Genomic DNA, 23233 nt, shown 5'->3' on the forward strand with positions numbered 1-23233 from the left:
CCTGGTGCTCGTCGGCCGGAATCAGAAGTTGCCGAGTCCGCCGCAGACGTTGAGCGCCTGCGCGGTGATGGAGGCGGCCAGATCGGACGCCAGGTAGCCGACCAGGCCGGCCACCTCTTCGGGGGTGGAGTAACGGCCGAGCGGGATCTTGGCCTGGAACTTGGTGAGGATCGCGTCCTCGGTGGTGTCGTAGGCCGCGGCGTAGCCGGACCGAACACGTTGCGCCATCGGCGTTTCCACGTAGCCGGGGCACACGGCGTTGACCGTGATCCCGGTCGGGGCCAGCTCGTTGCCGAGCGCCTTGGTGAACCCGACGACGCCGTGCTTGGACGCCGAGTACGGCGCCCCGAGCACCACGCCCTGCTTGCCCGCCGTCGAGGCGATGTTGATGATGCGGCCGCGCTGTTTTTCTCGCATGCCGCCGGTGGTGAGTACCTCGCGGCTGGCCAGGAACACGCTGTTGAGGTTGGTCGCGATCACGTCGGACCACAGTTCCTCGGTGAGGTCGGCGGTGACGCCGCCGCCGGAGCGGCCCGCGTTGTTGACCAACACGTCCACCGGGCCGTACCGGTCGACCGCGGCCCGTACGAACGCCGAGATGTCCTCGGCCGCACGGACATCGGCGGTGGTGCCGTCCACGTCGAAGCCCTCGCCCCGCAATTGCGCGACGGTGTCGGCGACGGCTTCCTTGTTGCGTGCGCACAGGAACACCCGGTGTCCCTGCCCCGCCAGTTGACGGACCGAGGCGAGGCCGATGCCGCTGGTGGCGCCGGTGACCAGAGCCACCTTGTCGTCGTTGGTCATATCTGTTCTCCTGTCGGGCAATCGGTGTCGCGCTCAGCTGGGCTGGGGCGCTTCGAGCAGCTGTTCGTTGACCAGGTCGACCAGCGCGCGCGGCGTGGTCACGGCGACGACGGCGTCGTCGTCGAGGGTGACGCCGAATTCGCGTTTGATCCGGCCGGTGGTCTCGAGCAGCGCCAGCGACTCGTAGCCGAGGTCTTCGAACTCGATGTCGGCGAATTCGCCGTCGAGGCCGGGGCTGTCGCCGCTGCCTTCTCGTAGGATGCGGCGCAGATCGTCGAGTGTGAACGATGTCGACACGGGCTTTCCTTTCCTCAGGGGCGAAGGTGTTCGGGGCCGCGCACGACCATGGCGGAGTTGAACCCACCCGCACCGCGGGCGAGCACGAGCGCGGTCCGCACGGGTGCGGGCCTGACCTCGGTGACCAGGTCGAGCTGGTAGTCCGCGGCAAGATCGGTGCCGATGGTCGGCGGGATCACCCCGTCGCGGATGGACAGGAAGGCGGCGGCCAGGTCCAGCGGTGCCGCGCCCGAATAGAGCCGTCCGGTCATGGTTTTCGGTGCTGTTACCGGCACGCCACGCGCACCGAACACCGCGACCAGGGCGTCGACCTCGATCCGGTCGAGTTCGGCGATGCCTGCGGCATCGGCGAAGACGACGTCGATCTCGGCGGGAGTCACCCCCGCGTCGCCGAGGGCGAGTTCGATCGCCCTGCGCAGCCCCGGCTCGCCCGGACCGTCGGGGCGCGGGTCGACGGTGGCCGCGTGCCCGGCGATCTCGCCGTATATCTGGGGCGCATCGCGTTGTCTGGCGTGCTCGGCGTCCTCGAGGACCAGCAGCGCGCCGCCCTCACCCGGGACGTAGCCGTCCGCCTGCGCGTCGAACGGCAGGTAGGCGCGGTCCGGGTCGGTGACGGTGCTCAGTCCGCCGCCCGCCAGCTGTGCCACCCACCCCCAGGGGCAGATCGAGGCGTCGATCGCGCCCGTCACCACCAGCGTGGTGCCGCGCCGAATCTGTCTGCGCGCCTGGGCGACCGCGTCCAGCCCACCGGCCTGGTCGCTGACCACCACGCTGCTCGGACCGCGCAGCCCGTTGCGGATGGAGATCTGTCCGCTGTTGACCGCGTAGAACCAGGCGAAGGACTGATAGGCGCTCACGTACTCGCCGCCCTTGCTCCACAGTGCGCGCAGTTCGTTCTGCCCGAACTCGAAGCCACCCGAACTGCTGGCGGTGATCACGCCCGCGGCGTAATCGGGCAGCTCGTCGGGTCGCACGCCGGCGTCGGCGAAGGCCCAGTCCGCGCTCACCAGAGCCAGCCGCGTCATCCGGTCGGTCTGCGGCAACAGCCGGCCCGGCAGGTGCTCCTCGGCCTCGAATCCGGTGATCTCCCCGGCCAATTGCGCGGGATAGGACGCGGGGTCGAACCGGGTGACCCGGCGGATCCCGGTGCGCCCGGCCAGCGTGGTGCGCCAGTACTCTTCCAACCCGAGACCGGTCGGCGCGGCGACGCCGAGCCCGGTCACCACCGCGGCGCTCATCGTCGGCTCCGGAAAGGATCGGCGAGCACGACCGCGCTCTGGAACCCACCGAACCCGCTGCCCACCGACAGCACCACGTCGACCTTGTGGTCGCGCGCGGTCAACGGCACATAGTCCAGATCGCATTCGGGGTCGGGATTGTGCAGGTTGGCCGTGGGCGGCACCACGTTGTTGACCAACGCCAGCACCGACGCCGCGATCTCGATAGACCCGATCGCGCCGAGCGAATGCCCGACCATCGACTTGATCGAGCTCATCGGCGTGCGGTAGGCGTGATCGCCGAGAACGCGCTTGACCGCGGCGGTCTCGTGCCGGTCGTTCTGTTTGGTGCCGGAACCGTGCGCGTTGATGTAGTCGATCTCGGTGCCGTCGATCCGCGCCTGGCCGAGTGCGGTGCGGATCGCCTCGGCCATCTCCTTGCCGTCCGGGCGCAGACCGGTCATGTGGAAGGCATTGGAACGGGTGGCGTGTCCGGCCAGCTCGGCGTAGATCGTCGCGCCGCGTTTGCGCGCGCTCTCCAGTTCCTCGAGCACGAACACCGCCGCGCCCTCGCCGAGGACGAAGCCGTTGCGGCTGGCGTCGAAGGGCCGCGAGGCGTGCGCGGGATCGTCGTTGCGCGGGGTGGTGGCCTTGATCGCGTCGAAGCAGGCCACCGTGATCGGGCTGATCGGGGCGTCGGTAGCGCCCGCGATCATCACGTCCGCGCCACCTTCGCGCAGCACTTCCGCGGCGTAGCCGACCGCGTCCAGACCGGAAGTGCACCCGGTGGACACCACGGTCGACGGTCCTTGCGCGCCGACCGCCCAAGCTACTTCGGTCGCGAACGAACTCGGGACGAAGTAGTTGTAGAGGTGCGGCACCGCGTAGTTGTGATCGACCAGTTCCAGCCGCCCACCATCACTGACGGTGCGGTACTCCTCATCGAGGCCCATCGTGGCGCCCACCGCGCTGCCGATGGTGACACCGGTCCGGAACGGGTCGATATTGTCGAACTCGAGCCCGCTGTCGGCGACCGCCTCGCGGGCACTGACCACCGCCAGCTGCGCCGCCCGGTCCATCCGCCGGATCTCCTGCGGGGTCAGGCCGTGTAATTCGGGGTCGAAGTCGATCTCGGCGGCCACCTGGGACCGGAACGGCGCCGGATCGAACAGCGAGATCCGTCCGGTCGCGGTGCGGCCGTTGGAGATCAGGTCCCAGAAGCTCTTCGTTCCCACCCCGCCGGGGGCGGACACCCCGACGCCGGTGATCACCACGCGACGTTCGGGCGCGCTCATCGCGCGTTCCAGTCGTAGAAGCGGTGCGCCATCGCGTCCGCCGGTGAGCGCCAGGTCTTCGGGTCGTAGGCCTCGATGAACGGCTTGAGATCCTGGCTGATCCGCACGAAGCGGTCGTCGGTCTTGGCGTCCTCGATCCGTTCGCCGCCGTTGTCCTCGTCGAAGTCCTGCAGGTGGAAGTACAGGCCGCGGTAGTGGAAGAGCTGGCGGCGGCGCGTGCCCATCCGGTGTGGCAGCTCGGTGGTGTCGAATTCCCGGAACAGTCCGGCGACATCGCCCGCGGACGCGAGGTCCATGCGGGCCACGATCAGTGTGCTGAACATTGACTTCCCCTTCTCTCGGATGTTCATCGGGCCGGCCCGAACCAGCGGTCCAGGACGGTCGGCAGGGCGTTGTGCGTGCCGGGGGCGACCCAGGCCACATGGCCGTCGGGCCGCACCAGCAGCGCGGTGGTGCGCGCGTCGGCGTCGATCGGTTCGGTCGCGGTCGCGGTGACCACGTCGATGCGGTCGGTCCACGGCTGGGCCCGGTGGCGCAGCGCCGGGTTGTCGGTGAGGTCGAGCAGAACGCCCCGGCCCGGCCGCAGCAGGGCGGCGGTGTCGGTGGCGTGCGCGCCGCGCGCGAGCCGGCGCCGTGGCAGCCGGGCGCCCAGCAGCGGGTGGGACCCGCCGCCCACGTCGTAGCGGATGTCGAGTCCGGTGACCCTGGCCGCGAGGTGCCGTTCCACCTCCGGATAGGCGACGAGTTCGCGCAGCACCTCACGCAGTGGCCCGACCTCCTCGCCACCGAGGATGAACAGGCTCTGCGCCTTGGTGTTGGCCAGCAGCCGCTGCCCGACCGGGTGACGTTCCCCGTGGTAGGTGTCGAGCAGGGTGGCCGGTGCCCTGCCGCGGCTCACCGCGGCGAGCTTCCAGCCGAGGTTCACCGCGTCCTGGATGCCGGTGTTCATGCCCTGCCCGCCCGCGGGCAGATGGACGTGCGCCGCGTCGCCCGCGAGCAGCACCCGCCCCCGCCGGTACTCGGTGACCAGACGCGCGGCGTCACCGAAGGCGCTCACCCAGACCGGTTCCGCGTGCGAGATGTCGACATCGGTCAGCCGCTTCCAGACGTCGGCGACCTCGGCGAAATCCGGTGGGCCGGTGCGACGCCGGGGTGCGGCGCCGCGTTCGCCGACGATGATCCGATAGGCGCCCCCGGGCAGCGGGGCGCTCATCACCATGCCGCCGGATACCTGCTGGCCGATCATCCGCGGCGCGATCTCCACCCCGCGGACATCGGCGAGCAGCAGTTCGGTGGTGGCCGGGGTGCCGGGGAAGTCGAACCCGGCGGCCTTGCGCACCACACTGCGGCCACCGTCGGCGCCGACGAGATAGCCGGCGCGCAACGGCGCGTGCTCCGCGAAGTGCACGGTGACGCCGTCGGCGTCGCTGTCGAGCCCGACCACTTCGTGTCCGCGCCGGATGTCGGCGCCCAGCTCACGCGCCCAGCCCTCCAACACCGCTTCGGTCGTCGACTGGGGCACCACGCGTGGCGCTTCCAGCGGTGCGCCGAGGACCGTGAGGTCGAGCGGAATCCCGCCGAAATGCCCCGCCGAACCGGTCTCCACCGCACCGAAGCGGCCGAGCAGTCCACGCTGGTCGAGCACTTCGGTGGTGCGCAGGGTCAACCCGATGCCACGCGATTCCCCGGTGCGAGCGGGCAGCCGGTCGACGACGATCACGTCGACGCCCGCCAGCCGCAGTTCCCCGGCCAGTGTCAGCCCGGTCGGTCCCGCGCCTGCCACGATGACGGCAGCGTCCATGGTTACCTCCTGAATTCCGTTCATGCCGCATGACTTCCGGAGTCGTCGAGGCGGCACACTGTGGTGCCGGAGCTCACCGTCGTGCCGACGGTGGCGGTCAGTTCGCGCACGATGCCCGCCCGGTGCGCGGTGAGCGGCTGTTCCATCTTCATGGCCTCGAGAACGGCGACGAGGTCGCCGGAATCGACCCATTGCCCTTCCGTCACAGCGATTTTCACGACGGTTCCCTGCATCGGCGCGACCAGCGCGTCGGAGGCGGAAGCGCCGCGTCCACCGCGTGCGGTGCGAGCGCTACGGCGTGGCGACGCGATGCCGATGCGGTCGGGGGCGGGCAGCGAGACCTCGAGCCGTCGGCCGCTGATCTCCACGACCATCGTTTCCCGCTCGGGTTCGACTGTCGTCTCCCCCGCGATGTCCTGCGCGGCGATGCGATTGTCGAAGTCGGTCTCGATCCAGCGGGTGTGCACCGTGAACGGCACGCCGGTGAAGGCCGGGTCGTCGAGCACCGCGCGGTGGAACGGCAGCGTCGTCGCGACGCCGTCCACGGTGAGCTCGGCGAGCACCCGGCGCGACCGCGCCAGCGCTTGATCGCGATCGGCGCCGGTGACGATCACTTTGGCCAGCAACGAGTCCCAGGCCGGGCCGATCACCGATCCCTGCTCCACGCCGGTGTCGACCCGCACCCCCGGACCCGAGGGCGCGGCGAACTTCGTCACCGTGCCCGGCGCGGGGAGGAAGCCACGCCCCGGGTCCTCGGCGTTGATGCGGAATTCCAGCGCGTGCCCGCGCGCGGGCGGGTCGTCGTAGCCGAGGGGTTCACCGCGGGCGATCCGGAACATCTCCCGGACCAGGTCGATCCCGGTCACTTCCTCGCTCACGGGATGTTCGACCTGCAGCCGGGTGTTCACCTCCAGGAACGACAGCGTCCCGTCTCGCCCGATCAGGAATTCGCAGGTGCCCGCGCCCACGTACCCCGCCTGGGACAGGATCGCCTTCGACGCCCGGTACAGCTCGTCGCGTTGGGCGTCGGTGAGAAACGGTGCGGGCGCCTCCTCCACCAGCTTCTGGTGGCGGCGCTGCAACGAGCAGTCCCTCGTCGACACCACCACCACATGACCGAAGACATCGGCGAGGCACTGGGTTTCCACGTGTCGCGGCTGCTCGAGGTAGCGCTCCACGAAGCACTCCCCGCGCCCGAAGGCGGCGGTAGCCTCGCGCACGGCCGCGTCGAACAGCTCGGCGATCTCGGCGCGCTCGCGCACCACCCGTAACCCGCGACCTCCGCCACCGTGGGCGGCTTTGATCGCGATCGGCAGTCCGTGCCGGTCGGCGAAGTCGACCGCCTCGGCAGCGCCGGCTATGGGGTCCCGCGTGCCCGGCACGAGCGGCGCGCCGACCGCCTCGGCGATGCGCCGGGCCGACACCTTGTCGCCGAGCGCACGGATTGCCGCGGGCGGCGGGCCGATCCAGGTGAGACCGGCGTCGAGCACCGCCTGCGCGAAATCGGCGTCTTCGGAAAGGAATCCGTAGCCGGGGTGAACCGCGTCCGCACCGGCGGCGGCTGCCGCGCGCAGCAGTTTCGCGGCGTCGAGGTAACTCGTCGCCGGCGTGTCCCCGCCCAGCGCGTACGCCTCGTCGGCCAGCCGCACATGGGGTGCGTCCCGATCGGGTTCGGCGTAGACCGCGACCGCGGCCAATCCTTCGTCGCGGCACGCACGCACGACGCGGACCGCGATCTCGCCCCGATTGGCGATGAGTACCTTGCGCATGGTCGCTGCTCCCTGTCGCTTCGTCACGGTCACAGGTAGACGGTGTTGGGCGGCAGGCCGACCAGCGAACGGCCGTACAGCTCGATGTTCACGCTGGGCGTGATCATCGCGTGCAGCGAGGTCGCGTGGATATCACGCTGCAACCGCGCGATCGGCACGTCGCGCTGGATCGAGGAACCGCCACTGGCCTGGGCCAGGATCTCCACCGCCTGCTTGGCCTGGTGGGCCACCCAGCCGATCTGCACCCGCGACCAGACCCGTTCCTGTTCGGTCCACGCCTCGTTCGCCGCGGCCTTCGCATCGATCACGTCGGCGTAGGTCCGCGCCCGCGCCTCGGCGTCCTCGATCAGCAGGGCCGCCTCGCCGACCTGCAAATGGGTGACCGGGGCGTCGAGCTGGCTGGCGTAATCGGTGTAGGTGATGGGCCGACCGGGCAGCCGTTCGACGAACGCCGCCAGCGCCGCCCGCGCCGCACCGACCAGCTGACCGGTCTGGATCGCGGTGACCGGCACCAGCACCGGCGCCGCGTACTGCGGCTTGAGCACGTTCACCGCAGACTTGGACCGATTCTGGTAGAAGTCCTCGCCGGTGATCACCCGGTACTCGGGCACGAACACGTTCTCGGCGATTGTCGAGACGCTGCCGGAGCCTTCCAGCCCGGAGGTGTACCAGTCGTCGACGATGCGCAGATCAGCCGTGGGCACCAGGGCGAAGATCGGCACCGGCTCGGCGCCGGGCTCGGTCGGCAGCGCCACGGTGACCTTCCAGTGTGCGTGCAGCACACCGCTGTTGAAGCGCCACGTGCCGTTCAGTACCCACCCGCCGTCGACCTTCGTCGCGGTACCGGTGGGCGCGGTGGTGCCCGAGATCCGTACGTTCGGTGTCGCGAAGACCTCGTCGAGTGCGGCGTCGGGCCACAGCGCCGACATCCAGGTGAGCGAGGCGTAGATCGACAGGCAGAAGGCCACCGAGGTGTTGCCACGGGCGACCTCGGCGAGCACGTCCACGAAATCCCGGGTGTTGGATTCGTAGCCGCCGTACTGCGCGGGAACCTGCATGTTCAGCAGCGAGGATTCCTCGATCGCGTCGATGACATCGTCGGGCAGGCGGCGGTTCTCGTCGATCCAGCGAGCCCGCGAACGCAATAGCGGCGCCAGCTTGGTGGCACGCTCGACGAGTTCCTCACGGGACGGGTTGGTAGACATGGTCGATTCCTCTCGCCGAATATCGTGAATACCGAAGCGGTATCGAAGAAGTTCGAGAATTATTCGGCGACAACGCTGCTCACCGATCACCGAAAATCTCGCACAGAATTCGGCGACGATTCAAGGGCTGCGGAACGACTCTACGGTCGACCCGTAGGTTCTCCCCGGGGAAACCACAGGATCATCACCAGGGCAACGCCTTCGGAACCGAGGCACACGCACAAAAGACGGCAGTCGTGTGGAACACGACTGCCGTCCGAGTAATTCGACTACCGGAAACTACCTCACGCGCACTCCCGCGCATTCATTACCCCGGCCAGTTGACGCCGACCCGCGATACCGAGTTTCCGGTACACATTGGACAGGTGGAACTCGACGGTGCGCACCGTCAGGAACAACTGCTCGGCGATTTCCTTGTTGCTGAGCCCCCGCACCGCGAGGCCGGCGATCTTGCGCTCCTGTCTGGTCAAGCCGGTCTCGCGATGCTGCGTATCCAAGGCGCCGAGGACCGAGCCCGCGCGCTGCAGTACAGGGCCGCTACCGGCAGCGGCCGCGAGCTCGGTGGCCGCCGTGACAGCCCACCGCGACCGCTCCACATCACCCTCGACCGCGTGCAACTGCCCCAGATCACACAGTGCGCCCATCAGCTCGTAGCGTGCTTCAGCGAGTTCGAGCAGCTCTACGGCACGTTCGAGCGCGCCCACCGACCGACTGTCGCGCCGCGCCATGCCGACCGCGTGCAGGGCCCGTCCCACCGCCCCCGGTGAACCCCAGCGCCGGGCTGCGGCCAGCTCGTCGTCGGCCAGTGCCGCCGCGAGATCGCAGCGGCCGAGCGCGGCCGCCACCAGCGCGGCGCGGGAACGCCACGGAACGATCGCCGGATTGGCCACATTCAGTGCGGTCAACACCTTTCCGCAGGCCAGGTAGTCCGCCAGGCTGCGCTCGAGGTCGCCTTCGGCGCGATGCAGCGCACCTCGGGCGGCGAGCACGTGCGCGTGGTCGGGCATCGCGTCCACCGCGCTCATCCGGTCCTCGAACAGACACCGGGCACTGCTCAGATCGCCGACCTGAACCAGCGCCTCGACGAGCCAGGCCAGCGCCATGCCACGCAGTGCGGGTGACACACCGCGACGCAGCAGCGGTTCCATCGCCGCGATCGCCGCGGCGGGGCGACCGGACTGCGCGTCGATCCTGGCGCGAATGAGCGTCAGCGCTTCGAAGAGGCGGAACGAGATCTCGCCGCGTCCGTCGGACAGCAGCCGGGTGCAGTACGCCGCGGCCTCGGCACATCGGTCCGCGTAGACCAGGGCCAGCAGAGCCAGCCACAGACATCCCGGGTCGGGCTCGTCGGATTCGGCATCGAGCACGACTTCCGACCGCCGGACGATGGTCTCCCGGTCCAGAACTCCGCAGTGCACGAAAAGCATGTTCTGCACGCCGCCGCACAGGGTGTCGGCATCGCCGAAACGGAGGCGGGCCTCGGCGCGACCGACGCCGGACAGATAGTCGACCTTGTCGGTGAGCCGGGAGTCTCGGCGTTCACACCACGTCGATTCCGCGTGACCACATCGCACCGGCTCGACGCACCCCGAGTTTCGAGGTGTTTTGATCGACAACACCTTCTGACGTTCCGACATAACATTCATTACGCTCGGGGCCGACAGGCCTTCCGAACGGGACACAGGATGATCGGTCATGAAGTCTCCCTGGTGCAGCAAGCCGAGCTTCCACGACCATGCCGTCGAAGGCCGCGAAAATCCCCCCGGTTGTCAAAGTACCAGCGACACAGCGCAATTCTGAGTGATGTTCAACATATGAATACGTTGATCTTATCTCTTGCAGATCACATCGTGAATTATCGACTCGCACACGCTATTACCCGAACAAGATCGAGCATTGCCATGACACCGAATGTGATGGTAATCGTACGCGCAATGGGATGGATGCCACCGAGAGGCCTTGGCGCAGACCTCGAACCGGGGCACGCCCACGGCCCGGCGCGACTGGAGCCGGGCGAGTAGCCTCCTCGTCTCGTCGAACAGTCTCGATGTTCAACGGTAACGGGATAGTTCATCTATGTCATCTCGAAAGACCAGGCAACTGTATCCACGAGTTCAACTCGATGGCCCGAGAGGACACGGGTTTCACTCACGCAGATCGGTGGTCTGGTGCGAGCCCGGCGGTGCTCGCTAGATTCGGAATCCAGTGCCCACCAGTGCAATCGGAGGTCCACATGGGGCAGACCGTCCATGACACGGTGTCCGTCTCCTGGCTCCGTGACCACCGGGGCGAGCCCGACCTGCTGGTCGTGGACGCGAGCACCGACTTCACTGTGCTCGACGACGCGACATTCACCCTGGAGTCGGGGCGCACCTCGTACGCGGCAGCCCATGTCCCGGGCGCGGTGTTCGCCGACCTACTCACCGACTTCGCCGATCCGGCGTCCGATCAACCGTGCACCGCACCGGAATCGGAGCGCTTCGCCGCGGCCGCCGGCGCGATCGGCATCGGCGACGGGGTACGCGTCGTCGTCTACGACCAGCACGACGGAATCTGGGCCACTCGCTTCTGGTGGCAGTTGCGTTTGGAGGGTTTCGACGACGTCGCGGTCCTCGACGGCGGCCTTCCCGCATGGCGGGCGGCGGGCGCCGAGGTTTCGGGCTCCCCGGTGACACCCACACCGGCCACCTTCACCGCCCGCCGCCGCCCTGGCCTCATCCGATCCACCGACGAGGTCGAGGCGGCGACAGCCGATGACAAGTTCCTGCTCGTGGGCGTCCTGGACGCCGCGACCTATCGTGGCGAGACAGACGTTTTCGCCCGACCCGGCCACATCCCTGGAAGCATCAACCTGCCGATCGACCAGATCCGCGACCCGGAGACCGGCGCACTACGCCCCCTCGAGGAACTGCGGGCCTTGTTCGCTGCCGCGGGTCTGCTCGATCCAGCGATCACACCCGTGACCTACTGCGGCGGAGGCGTCGCGGCAACCGGGGTCGCCCACGCGTTGGCACTGGTCGGGCGCGACGATGTCGCTGTCTACGACGGATCCCTGACCGCATGGACCGCCGACCCCGCGCTACCTCTGGTCGTCGGCGAGCAGCCTGGTTGACCCAACAGCTCCGGTCGGCACCCCGTGTGCCGGAACATGGAGGCATGGACAACGGAGCACAGAATTCGACGGGAAAGCTGGTCATGGTGCGCCATGGCGAGTCGCACGGCAATGTCGGCAAGCGGCTCGAAACTCGTATTCCCGGCCCATCTCTCACCGAACGCGGCACCGCGCAGGCCGCACGATTCGGAGCTGCCGTCGCCGGTTCGCCGCGACTGTTCTGCTCGGCCGCGCTGCGGGCCCGCCAGACCGCCGAGCAGATCGAGTCGGTCATCGGAGGTCCGGTGATTGTGCTGGACGGTGTGCACGAGGTGCAGGCCGGCAACTTCGAGGGAGTCGACACCGACGTCGCGCACCAGGCATTCCACCAGACCTATCAACGGTGGCACAGTGGGGAACTCGACCTGGCGGTTCCCGGCGGCGAAGCGGGCACCGACGTGCTCGACCGGTTCCTGCCGGTGCTCGAGGACCTGCGCACGCGGTACCTGACGCCGGGTGCGGGCACTGATGTGGTGCTGGTCAGTCACGGTATGGCGATGCGGCTGGCGGCCGGCGCGATCGGCGGTGTGCCCACGGCGTTCGCCGCGAGCACACGCCTCGACTTCACCCAGACGATCGAGCTGACGCCGCGCTACGGTCCGGCAGCGCAGTTCCTCGGCTGGGGATGTACGCGGTGGGGACACCACGTCCCACCGTTCGGCGACATCGCTACGTAGCTCAGACGCTGTCCCCCAGCAGGTTCAGCGCCCGGAAGTCGGCGAGATACTTGCCGATGAGGGCGCGATCGAGATGCGGGACGGCCAGGCCGACGGCGCGCAGTGCTTCCTGAAACTGCTTGGTGGGCAGTGCTGTTCGTGGCTCGGCGGGTTGCCGATAGGCCGGCAGCAGCGGGAGCACCGAGCGACGGCGGAGCGGTTCGGGCAAACGGGTCAGTGCCGCTTCGAACCGGCCGAACCACTCCGGGTAGCTGTCGATCCGCCGCACGGGCAGCCCTGCCTCGATCAGCCAGTCCACCAGCCGGTCCAGCGAAACGCCGTCGTCGTGGGGATTGGCGACATGGAAGACCCGGTGATCCGGTCGGGGATCACCCCCGAGCGCCGTGATCGCCGCGGCGGTGAAGTCGACCGGAAGCCCGTCGTAGTGATCGTGGACAGGCCCGCCGCGGACGAACGACCGCGGCGCGACCCCGGTGGCACCCAGGCTCACCAGCAGCCGGGTGAAGGCATCCGCGACATTGAGCTGACCGGTATAGCGGCGGTGTGCCAGGGCCATGTTCGAGCGGAACACCGTCACCGGGAGTCCGCAGCGGTCATGGGCTGTGCGCAGCAGTATCTCCCCCGCCCACTTTCCTGCCTCGTAGCCATTGGCGTAGCTGTCGTCGATGCGGCGACCGGGTGCGGCGACCCGGATGTCAGCGTCCTCGTCGAGTGCCGAGGAGTCGGCGACCGCGATCGTGGACAGGAAGTCGACCGACTTGACGCGGGTGGTCGACGCCAGCCGGATGATCTCGGCGGTCCCCACCACATTCGCGTCGAACAGATGCCGGTACGGGAGAACATGATTGACGTGCGCTGCTGCATGCACGACATGGTCGACCCGCGCAGCCAGCCGCTCCCACTCCGAACGGCCCACGCCGAGAGCGGGTTGCGCGATATCGCCGACAACGATCTCGAGATGCCGGGCCGCCAGCGCCCGGAACTCCGCACGCAGATCGGCGTCGCTGTCGAAGACGTCGTCGAGCCTGCATCGCGCCGCCGCCGGGTCCGCACCACGCACCAGACAGATCAGCGTGCCACCGATATCGGCCAGCCGGCGCAGCCATTCCAGACACAGGAAGCGCCCGATATAGCCGGTCGCACCGGTCAGCAGGACGGTGCCGGCGACCTCGGCGACCCAAGGTAGCGTGTGCGCCCGCGCGACGGTCGCGGGGTCGAGGAACGCCTCCAGCGTCAAGTCCTCGGCACGCACCTGGACGGTGTCGTCCCCGTGGACGGCAGCGAAGCTCGGGCGCGCGAACTCCGGCTGTCGTTGTCGCCGAACGTATTCCGCGATCGCGGCGAAGTCCGTGCCCGGACCGGTGAGCAGCCCGGCGGGCAACTCCACGTCGAGCAGTTCGCTCAGCAGGCTCGAATACGTCACGACAGCCAGCGAATCACCGCCCAGATCGGTGAAACTCGCGCCGACGGGCAGATCCTTCTCGGCACCGCCGACGACCGCCCTGGCAGCCCGCACGACGACATCGAGCAACGGAAGCTCGGCCGCGCGCGCCCGCAGTTCACGCAGTTCGGCCGCCCGGTCGTCGGCGTGATCACGATAGATCCCCTCCAACCTCGCCTCGTAGCGCTCCCGCACCTTCGGGCGAAGCAGCTTACCCAGGCCGGACAGCAGACCGTTGTCGGCGGTGAAAGGTGCTGTTTCGACGAGGAAGTCGCGCGGGATCTCGTGGGCGGCCAGCCCCGTCTCCGACGCAACCTCGCGCAGGGCCGCCGTGAGCGCCGAGTCCAGTGACCCGGCGGCCAGTGCTTCGTCGGTCGGCACGATCACCGCGAGCAGGTAGGCGCGCTCGCTGGAGCCGTAGACGAAGATCTGCCGGATCAGCGGGCTGGTCCCATAGACGGCCTCCAGCCGGGCTACCGTCACGAACTCGCCGTTGGACAGCTTGAGCACGTTGTTGCGCCGGTCGAGATAGACGAGGTGGTCGGGTGCGATCTCGGTCATGACATCGCCGGTGCGGTAGTAGCCCTCGGCGTCGAAGATCGCCGCGGACAGCTCGGGCCGGCGGTAGTAACCCGGGATCGCGGTGGATACGCGCACCAGCAGTTCACCGCGCGGATGTGGTCGGTCGGTGGTGAAGTAGCCCAGCTCGGGCACGTCGAGCAGCTTGTAGTCGGTCACCGGCGGACGCTGGATGCGATGGTCGAGCAGGATGTCGAGTGCTTCGGTGGCGCCGTACCCGTCGTGCAGTGCGAAGCCGAGCAGTGCCTCGGCGAACAGTTTCGCGTCGGCGGCCATCGGGGCGCTACCGAAGATGGCGTACACCGCGCGTCCGCCGAGCACCTCGCGGCGCAGGGTGTCGAGGGCGGCCTCGCGCGCGAGGTCCGGGTCCGCGCCCGCTGCTCGGCGCCGGTCCACGTCGTCCCGGAACCGGTGCAGCAGCAGCTCACAGACCCTCGGCGCGAAAGCGATCTCCGTGGGCCGCACCAGCGCGAGGTCGTCGAGCAGAGTCGAACGATCGGGACGCCCCGTGAAATAGGTGGTGCCGCCACGACCGAACGTGCCGTAGAGCGAAAGCCGCGCCGCCACATGGCTCATCGGCATATACGCCAGGGTGAGGGCGGGCACCGGACTGGCGTTGAGCCACATCCTGGTGACCAGCCGCTGGGTGTAGATCGCGCCTTTGGGCGTTCCGGTGCTGCCCGAGGTGTAGATGAGCAGGCTCATCGAGTCGGCGTCATCGGCGAACAACGGAGCCGGCGGCTCGGCACGGCCGTCGCTGACGATCTCGTCGAGCGTGCGCACGGCGACAAGGGGCAGTCGGCGTCGAGCGTCGGCGAGAATGCGGGCGTGCTCGTCGTCTCCGAGGTTCACATCGAAGATGATCAGAGCCCGTGGAAACCGCTGTGCCGGAATACTTCCCACTGCCCGGTCGAGGAACTCCACTCCTACCGCGAGGACGCGCGGCGCGGTCTCGGTCAGGATCGTTGTCAGTTCGCCACCGGATGCGTTGGCCTGCAGCGGAACTGCCACCGCGCCCAGATGCACGCACGCGAGATCGAGCGTCGCGTAGTCGCCACCGGTGACCCCGAGGATCGCCACGAAGTCACCGGGTCGCAACCCGAAGCCCCACCAGGACGCCGCGACCGCGCCGACGCGATCCCACAGCTCACGATAGGTGATGGTGTGGAACTCCGGCCGCAATCGTGTTGTTCGACAGCCTGTCTCACTGTCGACAACGAGTTCGGTGACCCGCTGCCCGACGGCGGGCCGATCACCGTAGCCGGTCATCACCGTCTCGGCGAGATGAGCCAACGGCAGTGCGGGTTGTCGAAGCTTCGCCGAGAGTTCTGGGTCGCGCAGCGCGGCCCTGGCCTGCGAGTCGCCCTCGCACAGGATCTCGATCCGGCGTTCCAGCGGAATGCCCGCACTGCCCATGGTCTCAGCCCCTGCCCACGAACGGCATCGTCGTCGGGAAGACGCCGAGAAATTGGATATTCGTGTCCAGCGGCATCGAGGCCATCAGCACCAGCGCCTCGGTGAACCGCTCGGCCGGGATGGTCTGTTCGACCGCCAGTGTGCCGTCGGCCTGCCGCGCCGCGGGTTGCCCACTGCCGTCGGGCGGCGTCACATTGCCGACATCTATTTGCCCGCAGGCGATTCCGTGCGCGCGCCCGTCCAGTGACAGCGCCCGGGTCAGGCCGAGCAGCGCGTGTTTGGCCGTCGTGTAGGCGATGGCATTGGGTCTGGGCGCGTGCGCGGACGGCGCGCCCATATTGATGATCCGGCCACCACCGGGCGACTGGGCACGCATCACGCGGAAGGCCTGCTGCGCGCACAGGAACGCCCCGGTGACGAGAGTGTCGAGTGCGCGATTCCAGTCCTCGACTCGGATGTCCTCGATGGGACAGCGCGGTACCGCCGCCCCGGCGTTGTTGAACAGCAGATCCAGGCGGCCGAAATACCGCTGTACTCCGGTGAACAGGTCGGCGACCGCGGTGGGATCGGTGATGTCGGCGGGTGCCACCAGGACTCGGCTCGCGGGGACGTTCGCGAGGTCGGCGGTCTCCTTCAGCAGCATTTCGCGACGGCCGGTCAGCGCCACCGCCCAGCCCTGCTCGAGCAGCGCGAGGGCCGCCGCGCGGCCCAGCCCACTACCCCCACCGGTGACCAGGGCGATGCGATCTTCGGTGCTCATCGGTTCTCCTTGTCCACCCACAGCCGCAGCACGCGGCGCGCTTTCGGTCCCGGTTGGTCGATGTAGGGCGATCGACCGTGTAGTGCCCGGCTGTTGCGGATGATCAGCAGATCGCCCGCGGCCAGCATCAGATCGAAGCCGACGCCGGGGCGGTGCAGCACCTCGTCGAGTACGTCGAGCGCGGCGAGCCGGGGTGCGTCGGCGGGGTCGTCCGCATTCAGCGAGGCACGCACGGTTCGGGTCTGGTAGTAGCAGCCGATGGTGCCGTCGGGCTGGGTGAACAGGATGGGCGACACCACGATCTGCGGTCCGGCACGGCCGGTGCGGTCGTAGGTCCAGTCACCACGCAGCAGCGAAAGGGTCTCGCGGTCTTCGGCTTCCAGGATGTCGTTGACCCGGCGGGCGCCGGCGAGCCGAGTGAATCCCTGCCCGTCCGCCGCCGGTTGCAGACACACCAGGACCAGCAGATCGCAGGTGTCGCAATGGAATCCGAGTGCGGTGGCGCCGTCTCCCTCGCGATCTCGCAGGACCTGGCGCAGGTCGCCCGCGCCGTTCTGCGGAACGACCACGCCGATCCCGTCGAGCACGAACAGCAGCGTGCGGGTGATGTCGTCTTCCGAGGCGGCGGGATCGACGAAGTCGGCGACGTGGGCGAACCCCACCCGTTCGACAGCGCCGTCGACGAAGGCGTGCACGGCGGTCCGCACCTTGCCCGCGTCGTCGTCGGTCGCGGCGAGGGTGTCGCGGTCGTCGCCGGGCAGTCGCAGCGACCACACCGCGGGGTCGCGAGCGATCTCGGCTGCGTCCCAGCTGATCTCAACGGATTTCGACATGGTTGGTCCCGTTCCTTTCTGCGCCGTCACCGGTCGCGAGGCCGACGGCCTTCGACCACAGCGCGACCGCGGTGTCGATCTGGTCGGCCGTCACCACCAGCGCCGGGATCATCCGGACGACATTTCCGTAGGGTCCACAGGTCAGCAGCAACAGCCCCAGCGCCGCAGCGGCCTGCTGCGCGCGTTTGGCGGTGTCGGGATCCGGTGTGCCCTCGGGCGTGCAGAACTCGATGCCGATCATCAGGCCGAGCCCACGGACGTCCGCGATACCGGGAACGGCCAGCGCGTCGGGGCGAATCGCGGCGAGCAGTCGTTCACCCTGGACCGCGGCGTTCTCGACCAGCTGCTCGTCCCGGATCACCGCCAAGGTCGCCAGGGCGGCCGCGCAGGCCACGGCATTGCCGCCATAGGTTCCGCCCTGCGAGGACGGCCAGGCCCGGCGCATCAGCTCGGTGGACGCGGCGATGGCCGAGAGCGGGAACCCGCTCGCCAAACCCTTGGCGGTGACCAGGATGTCGGCGCGCGCATCCGGTTCGTGCTGATGCGCCCAGAATTTCCCGGTGCGGCCGAACCCGGTCTGCACCTCGTCGAGGATCAGCAGCATGCCGTGGCGATCGGCCCGTTCACGCAGTCCGGCGAGGAATCCCGGCGGTGCGGGCACATAACCCCCCTCGCCGAGCACGGGTTCGACGAGCAACGCGGCGGTCTCGGCGGGCGCGGTCACGGTGGCCAGAACATGATCGAGACCGTGCAGCGCGTGGTCGACGGCGGCCTCCTCGCTCAGGCCGAGCCGGAACGCCGCCGGGAACGGTGCCACCGCCACACCGGGCATCAGCGGCCCGATACCGGCCCGATATCGGGTCGAGGCGGTGGTCAGGGCGGCCGCCCCCATCGTGCGGCCGTGGAAGGACCCGTCGAACACGACGACGTTGGGTCTGCCCGTGGCGTGCCGGGCCAGGCGTACCGCGGCCTCGATCGCCTCACTGCCGGAGTTGCTGTAGAACAGCGAATCCAGACCGGGCGGCAGCACCGCGCCGAGCTGCGCGGTCAGTTCGAGCAGCGGCTCGTGCAGGACCGTCGTGTACTGGCCGTGGATCAAGCGAGCGACCTGCTGTTGCGCGGCCTCCACGACGCGGGGATGGCAGTGGCCGGTGCTGGTCACCCCGACACCGGCGGTGAAATCGAGATACTGCTCGCCTGCCGCGTCGAACAGATACATTCCCACACCGCGGCATGCGGTGACGGGAGTGGCCTGGGCGAGAACCGGGGAAAGCTCGGACATTCGACCTCCTATCGATGGGATGTGGGTCAGGCGGTGCGGTCGGCGGTCGCGACGGCCGGGAAGTACCCGGCCTCGGCCCCCCACGCCAGCGCGGTCGACCACCATCGCGGGGTGGGCGCGGCGAAATGGATGCCGAGTCGGTTGAGCGCGGCGACGGTCCAGGAACTATCGATCCGCACATTGCGGTCCGCGTCGTGGTGCGACCACGCCATGGCCTGCCGCACCGCGGCCGAATGCGACCGCTCGACCCGGGCGAGTGCGGCCGTGAACGCGGTGTCGTCGGTGAGCACGACCGGGTAGCCGGCCGCGGCGCTCCAGGCCACGAGCTCGTCGTGGGCCACCAGATGCGGGGTTTCGACGTGATAGACCCCGGGCGCGCAGGCGGGTCGGCCTGCCAGTGTGGCGATCGCCGCGGCGACGGTGTCGACATAGGAGAACCCGAAACTCACCGCGGGCCGACGTGGCGCGGCACCGGCGAGCAGGTAGCCGCGGATCATCTGGTAGACGCGGTTGTCCCCGATATTGCGTTGGAACGCCCCGGTCCGGCTGTCGGCCGCGATGTGCCCGCTGCGATGGATATAGCACTGCCGACCCTGGGCAGCCCACCGTCGCACGGTCAGTTCGGCCCCGAATTTGGCCCGTTCGTAGGGCGTTCGGAAGTACTGGCCGATCCGCAGGTCGGCTTCGCTGAATCGTCGCGCGGTGCCTTCGACACCGCCGGCGACGCCGAGGGTCGACAGGTGGTGGAACCGGGCGTCGGGTGCGTGCGCGTCGATCCAGGCAAGGAGTCCGGACACCGCGGCGTGGTTGGTTCGTTCGAGTTCGGCGGGTGCGGCGACCAGTCGGGTGTCTGCCGCGGCGTGGATGATCACCTGTGCCCGGCCCGCCGCGCGGGTCGCGTCGACCGACATCCCGAGGTCGGTCCGGGTGATGTCACCGGCGAGCACCCGGATACCCCGCACGTGGCGCAGCCGCTGCCGGGCCTCGATGTCGCGCTCCCCGCGCACCAGACACGTCACCTGCGCGTTGCGTGCGAGCAGCGCCGAGAGCAGATGCCCGCCCAGGTAGCCGGTCGCGCCGGTGACCAGCACTCGGGGCGCCTCCTCGACCACCCGCACCCCGGCCCGCGGTGCGCGCGCGCCCGCGAGCAGAACCTGCCCCGACGTCGACAGTGCCGATGTCGTGGCGGGGGCCGCGACCGTGCCCGCGTACTCGGCGACGGCACCGGCGAAACGGGTCATGATCTGGCGCGCCCGGTCGTCGGAGTCCGGGGACCCCGGGTGTACCAGGTCGGTGACGAGGCGGCCCTCGACGATGCGAGCTGTGAGCTTGAGCCGGTAGAGCAGGTCGCAGTGGGGATTGCGCGCGGTACCCGCCTGTTCCGGCGCGACCGACCAATCCAGGGTCTGCTTGTCCGGCAATTCGAACGTGCCGAGAAAATTGAACCCGATGTCGGGGCGCGCACCCACGGTGTCCATCGGCTGCTCGGGCGTGCCCGCGAGGAGGCGCTCGATCTCCGCGGCGGAGTGGGTGGGCTCCGACGGCGAACGTCGTTCCAGCAGTATCCATTTGGCGGCGGTGAACCAGCCGACCGTATCGAGGTACTCACCGCCGCCGTCACCGGCGTCACGGCCGTGGGTCTCCACCTCGACCGCGAGCGACTGCTCCTCACCGCGCTGCACCACCGCGGCGAATGCCGACAGCAGCAGGGCTTCGAGCCCTTGCGCACCGCCGTACTCGCGAACGAGCGCGGCCGTCGCGGTCCGGTCCAACGTCCACACCAGGCTCGCCGGTCGTGGCGCCGGCCCGATCGTGCGAGCCGGGCGCCGCACCACCGCGGCCACGGAGCCGCCACGATCGGCCGCCCAACGGTAGTAGTCACCGGTACCCGGCAGGTCGAACCGCTTGCCGTGCAATGCCGTTCGATACGCGTAGGCGAGATCGTCGAGCAGGATGTGCCAGGAGAACCCGTCGACGGCCAGGTGGTGGACCACGATGGCGAGGCGATCGTCGTGGTCGTCACCGCCGTCGAACAGGTGCACGCGCAGGAGCCGCCCCGCCGCCGGATCCAGGCCGAGGTGCAAGTCGGTGCAGGTACCCTCGACGAACTCCGCGATCCCCGCGGCCGATCGCGGCAGCCGGGAGAACGAGACCGTCGCCACCTCGTCGACGTCGCGACAGGCGCCCGGTCCGGTGGGCCCGATCTCGGTACGCAGCACAGCATGTCGCTCGGCAAGATCGGTCACTGCGCGCGACAGGACACCGGCGTCTACAGCGTGACCGCAGCGCAGCACCACCGACTGATTCCACTGCCGGTGATCACCGACCGGCTGTGCGAACATCCACCGCTGGGCAGGCCCGAGCCGGCGACCGGGCTGCTGTCCCCCGCCGGCCTTCGACGCGCCGGCGTCGATCGGTCGTGCGACCGCCGCCAGCCGCCGCGGAGTCGCATGCTGGTAGAAGTCGTCGAAAGTCACGCGCTGACCACGCCGGTAGAGGTAGGCGATCGTGCGCATGGCCAGAATCGAATCGCCACCGAGGTCGATGATGTCGGCCTCGGGATCGACCGACTGCACTCCCAGCGCACCTGCCCACAATGCGGCGATGCTGTGTGCGAGGCCGCCCGCCGGATCGTCGCCTCGACGAGTCGAGCCGGCGGCACCGCCCGCACGGGAGTCGAGCAGTGCGGTCACCATCACGCCGACGCGGGGGCGATCCAGCTTGCCCGTGGACCCCAGCGGCAGTTCCGGCAGCACGAAGATCGGCTGTGGCACCGCGTAACCCGGCAGCACTTCGTGCAAGTAGGCACGCAGTGCTGCCAGTGTCGCGGCATCGTCGGTGCGCGGCGTCAGCCGAACAGCCGCACGGAGCCGAGCGCCCACGGCCGTCGACTGGACGACCACGGCTGCCCGCTCGACGCCGGGCACGCACTCGGCGGCTCGTTCGACCTCGGCGGGATCGACCCGGAACCCCCGAACTTTCACCTGACGGTCGACGCGGCGCACGAACACGAGTGCTCCGTCCGCGCGCCGCCGACAGATGTCGCCGGTGCGGTAGACCCGGTCGTCGTCGCGCGGTACGAACTTTCTCGCGGTGTCGCCCGGTGACCCGAAATAGCCCGCGGTGACCCCCCTTCCGCCGATGTACAGCTCACCCTCCGATCCGTCGGGGACCGGATCGCCCCGGTCGTCGAGCAAGCGCAGCGTCGTTGTCGCGCCGATGGCCGTTCCGATGGGAACGACCTCCTCCTCGGGCAGTTCGGCCGCCGTGGTCGCAACGAAGCACGTCGCGCCGACGGTCGTCTCGGTGGGACCGTAGTGATTGACCACCCGGTGCGCGATACCGCGGGTGAGCAAGCTCGCGGCGAAGGCGCGGGAGAGCGGTTCGCCGCCGAGCAGCACCGCATCCAAAGGCTCACAGTCCGCGTCCTGTTCGAGTGCGCCCAGGTGAGACGGCGTCGTCTTCAGTACCGAGATACCCGCCCGGCGCACCGCGGGCCAGAAGGCCGCTGGGTCGCGGGTGTCGCGATCGGCGACGACGTGCACCGAACCAGCGCTGGCCAGTGCGAGCAACCACGCCGTGTGGCCGAGATCGGCCGCCAATGTCGTGACATGTCCGACGCACGGCGCGTTGCCCGCATCGAAACCCAGCCGTTCGCACAGTGCCCGCGCATAGTGAGTCGCGTTGCCGTGCGTGACCGCGACCGCCTTCGGCTCGCCCGAGGACCCGGACGTGAACGAGAGATAGGCGAGGTCACCGGCATCGACGTGGCACGCACCGCCCCGTCCGTCGCTCTCGATCGCCTCGACCGGATCGATGACGACCGATCCGTAGTCGGTGACCGTCGCCGACACCGCACAGCGTGCCCCGACAGCGCCGAGTCGGCGACGTAATTGACCTGCACTCCACGAGGATTCGACCGGAACCGCGACCGCGCCGCGGCACCACACCCCGAACATCAGCGCGCATTGCCGGGCGTCTCGTTCGCCGAGAACAGCGACACGATCGCCCCGGCCGACCCCCGACGCACACAGTCGATCCGCGGCCACCTCGGCTATTCGCTCGACCTCGCGATAGGTGAACACGCGGTCGGCATCGGCCAGTGCGGGTCGCTGTGGGTGTTCGCGCGCGTTACGCCGCAACAGCTCGATCAGCGTGTCCGCGTTCATCGCCGCACACCTTCGCCGCGCAGCTCACCGGCCACGACACCGTCGATCAGATCCCCCTCGGGCAGCCTGCCCGCGAGTTCCCACGCGATCATGCGGTGCAGCCCGTCGAGGTGGAACAGTCCTTCCTCGGCCCGCAGATCGGCATAGTCGCTGTGCCCGGCCGGAGCGGCGCTGAGAAACACGGTGGTGAACGGCGCTTCGGTCAGGGCGGTGATCAGCCCCGTGCACACCGGGTTGGCGGCGGCCAGATCGGCCCGTTCGGTGCGCAGTCGCGCGGCCGCCTGTTCGACCGTCAGCCCGGTGCGCGGCACCAGTTCCCGCTCGCCGCCCTCGCTCAGATGCCAGGGCAGGGTCACCGCGGCCAGATCAGCCCGCGACAACAGCACCCGGGTCCAGGTGCCCGACAATTCGTCACCCCGGCGAAGATTGTCCTCTCCTTCGCGAAACCGCACACCCTCTTCCGCCCCGTGCGCGCAATGCTCATCCCGGTAGATCGCCAATACCTCGGCGAGATCGCTGTCTCCGACGATTCTCATG

17 protein-coding genes are annotated in these 23233 nt (G+C 69.2%); 2 read left to right on the forward strand and 15 right to left on the reverse strand.

Annotation, left to right across the window (positions count from 1 at the left end; genetic code table 11):
• Positions 1 to 21: 21 nt before the first annotated feature.
• The 9 genes from fabG to ACWGCN_RS10640 all read right to left on the reverse strand — a co-directional run bounded on the left by fabG (position 22) and on the right by ACWGCN_RS10640 (position 9962).
• Positions 22 to 804: a 3-oxoacyl-ACP reductase FabG gene (gene fabG / locus ACWGCN_RS10600; RefSeq protein ID WP_056819521.1), complete on the reverse strand. Its 783-nt coding sequence runs from the start codon at positions 802 to 804 to the stop codon at positions 22 to 24.
• Positions 805 to 837: 33 nt separating this feature from the next.
• On the reverse strand, positions 838 to 1101 hold the full coding sequence (locus ACWGCN_RS10605; RefSeq protein ID WP_056819520.1) for an acyl carrier protein: 264 nt from the start codon (positions 1099 to 1101) through the stop codon (positions 838 to 840).
• 14 nt (positions 1102 to 1115) lie between these two features.
• Entirely contained in the window at positions 1116 to 2339 is a 1224-nt protein-coding gene (locus ACWGCN_RS10610; protein WP_449962699.1) for a ketosynthase chain-length factor, read from the reverse strand.
• Positions 2336 to 3613, reverse strand: coding sequence for a beta-ketoacyl-[acyl-carrier-protein] synthase family protein (locus ACWGCN_RS10615; protein ID WP_452457602.1), 1278 nt, complete (start codon positions 3611 to 3613; stop codon positions 2336 to 2338). The genes ACWGCN_RS10610 and ACWGCN_RS10615 overlap by 4 nt, the downstream gene beginning before the upstream one ends.
• Entirely contained in the window at positions 3610 to 3936 is a 327-nt protein-coding gene (locus ACWGCN_RS10620) for a TcmI family type II polyketide cyclase (protein ID WP_067445797.1), read from the reverse strand. Before ACWGCN_RS10620 ends, ACWGCN_RS10615 begins: the two co-directional genes overlap by 4 nt.
• A gap of 23 nt (positions 3937 to 3959) precedes the next feature.
• Complete coding sequence (locus ACWGCN_RS10625; RefSeq protein WP_452457603.1) at positions 3960 to 5414, reverse strand: FAD-dependent monooxygenase; 1455 nt, start codon at positions 5412 to 5414, stop codon at positions 3960 to 3962.
• Positions 5415 to 5434: 20 nt separating this feature from the next.
• Positions 5435 to 7183: an acetyl/propionyl/methylcrotonyl-CoA carboxylase subunit alpha gene (locus tag ACWGCN_RS10630; RefSeq protein WP_452457604.1), complete on the reverse strand. Its 1749-nt coding sequence runs from the start codon at positions 7181 to 7183 to the stop codon at positions 5435 to 5437.
• A 29-nt stretch (positions 7184 to 7212) separates the two neighbouring features.
• Positions 7213 to 8388 (reverse strand): acyl-CoA dehydrogenase family protein, encoded by a 1176-nt coding sequence (locus tag ACWGCN_RS10635; RefSeq protein ID WP_452457605.1) that lies wholly within the window; start codon positions 8386 to 8388, stop codon positions 7213 to 7215.
• Between the two features lie 284 nt (positions 8389 to 8672).
• A complete protein-coding gene (locus tag ACWGCN_RS10640) occupies positions 8673 to 9962 on the reverse strand; it encodes a helix-turn-helix transcriptional regulator (protein WP_452457606.1) in 1290 nt (429 codons plus the stop codon).
• Between the two features lie 659 nt (positions 9963 to 10621).
• Here ACWGCN_RS10640 and ACWGCN_RS10645 point away from each other — a divergent pair.
• Positions 10622 to 11500 (forward strand): sulfurtransferase, encoded by an 879-nt coding sequence (locus ACWGCN_RS10645; protein WP_452457607.1) that lies wholly within the window; start codon positions 10622 to 10624, stop codon positions 11498 to 11500.
• A gap of 44 nt (positions 11501 to 11544) precedes the next feature.
• Positions 11545 to 12216: a histidine phosphatase family protein gene (locus ACWGCN_RS10650; RefSeq protein ID WP_452457608.1), complete on the forward strand. Its 672-nt coding sequence runs from the start codon at positions 11545 to 11547 to the stop codon at positions 12214 to 12216.
• A gap of 1 nt (position 12217) precedes the next feature.
• Here the strand turns inward: ACWGCN_RS10650 and car are convergent, their stop codons facing one another.
• Genes car through ACWGCN_RS10680 form a run of 6 tightly spaced genes read right to left on the reverse strand, consistent with a single transcriptional unit; the run spans position 12218 to position 23232 of the window.
• Positions 12218 to 15652 (reverse strand): carboxylic acid reductase, encoded by a 3435-nt coding sequence (gene car, locus ACWGCN_RS10655; protein WP_452457609.1) that lies wholly within the window; start codon positions 15650 to 15652, stop codon positions 12218 to 12220.
• Positions 15653 to 15656: 4 nt separating this feature from the next.
• Entirely contained in the window at positions 15657 to 16412 is a 756-nt protein-coding gene (locus ACWGCN_RS10660) for an SDR family oxidoreductase (protein ID WP_379315800.1), read from the reverse strand.
• Positions 16409 to 17245 (reverse strand): TauD/TfdA family dioxygenase, encoded by an 837-nt coding sequence (locus ACWGCN_RS10665; protein WP_378994803.1) that lies wholly within the window; start codon positions 17243 to 17245, stop codon positions 16409 to 16411. Before ACWGCN_RS10665 ends, ACWGCN_RS10660 begins: the two co-directional genes overlap by 4 nt.
• The gene (locus ACWGCN_RS10670) at positions 17229 to 18527 is read right to left on the reverse strand and encodes an aspartate aminotransferase family protein (RefSeq protein WP_452457610.1); all 1299 of its coding nucleotides are present in this window, start codon (positions 18525 to 18527) and stop codon (positions 17229 to 17231) included. Before ACWGCN_RS10670 ends, ACWGCN_RS10665 begins: the two co-directional genes overlap by 17 nt.
• A 26-nt stretch (positions 18528 to 18553) precedes the next feature.
• Positions 18554 to 22696 carry an AMP-binding protein gene (locus ACWGCN_RS10675; protein ID WP_452457611.1) on the reverse strand — a complete coding sequence of 1381 codons (4143 nt, stop codon included), beginning with the start codon at positions 22694 to 22696 and terminating at the stop codon, positions 18554 to 18556.
• Complete coding sequence (locus tag ACWGCN_RS10680) at positions 22693 to 23232, reverse strand: DUF6309 family protein (RefSeq protein ID WP_452457612.1); 540 nt, start codon at positions 23230 to 23232, stop codon at positions 22693 to 22695. Before ACWGCN_RS10680 ends, ACWGCN_RS10675 begins: the two co-directional genes overlap by 4 nt.
• Position 23233: the final 1 nt, after the last annotated feature.

This window comes from Nocardia sp. NPDC055050 (assembly GCF_053608345.1).

Coding starts and splice junctions, on each gene's coding strand:
- ACWGCN_RS10670 (WP_452457610.1), bottom strand. CDS start 18,527: ATGTCCGAGCTTTCCCCGGTTCTCGCCCAGGCCACTCCCGTCACCGCA.
- ACWGCN_RS10635 (WP_452457605.1), bottom strand. CDS start 8,388: ATGTCTACCAACCCGTCCCGTGAGGAACTCGTCGAGCGTGCCACCAAG.
- fabG (WP_056819521.1), bottom strand. CDS start 804: ATGACCAACGACGACAAGGTGGCTCTGGTCACCGGCGCCACCAGCGGC.
- ACWGCN_RS10625 (WP_452457603.1), bottom strand. CDS start 5,414: ATGGACGCTGCCGTCATCGTGGCAGGCGCGGGACCGACCGGGCTGACA.
- ACWGCN_RS10660 (WP_379315800.1), bottom strand. CDS start 16,412: ATGAGCACCGAAGATCGCATCGCCCTGGTCACCGGTGGGGGTAGTGGG.
- ACWGCN_RS10675 (WP_452457611.1), bottom strand. CDS start 22,696: ATGAACGCGGACACGCTGATCGAGCTGTTGCGGCGTAACGCGCGCGAA.
- ACWGCN_RS10680 (WP_452457612.1), bottom strand. CDS start 23,232: ATGAGAATCGTCGGAGACAGCGATCTCGCCGAGGTATTGGCGATCTAC.
- ACWGCN_RS10630 (WP_452457604.1), bottom strand. CDS start 7,183: ATGCGCAAGGTACTCATCGCCAATCGGGGCGAGATCGCGGTCCGCGTC.
- ACWGCN_RS10645 (WP_452457607.1), top strand. CDS start 10,622: ATGGGGCAGACCGTCCATGACACGGTGTCCGTCTCCTGGCTCCGTGAC.
- car (WP_452457609.1), bottom strand. CDS start 15,652: ATGGGCAGTGCGGGCATTCCGCTGGAACGCCGGATCGAGATCCTGTGC.
- ACWGCN_RS10610 (WP_449962699.1), bottom strand. CDS start 2,339: ATGAGCGCCGCGGTGGTGACCGGGCTCGGCGTCGCCGCGCCGACCGGT.
- ACWGCN_RS10665 (WP_378994803.1), bottom strand. CDS start 17,245: ATGTCGAAATCCGTTGAGATCAGCTGGGACGCAGCCGAGATCGCTCGC.
- ACWGCN_RS10650 (WP_452457608.1), top strand. CDS start 11,545: ATGGACAACGGAGCACAGAATTCGACGGGAAAGCTGGTCATGGTGCGC.
- ACWGCN_RS10615 (WP_452457602.1), bottom strand. CDS start 3,613: ATGAGCGCGCCCGAACGTCGCGTGGTGATCACCGGCGTCGGGGTGTCC.
- ACWGCN_RS10620 (WP_067445797.1), bottom strand. CDS start 3,936: ATGTTCAGCACACTGATCGTGGCCCGCATGGACCTCGCGTCCGCGGGC.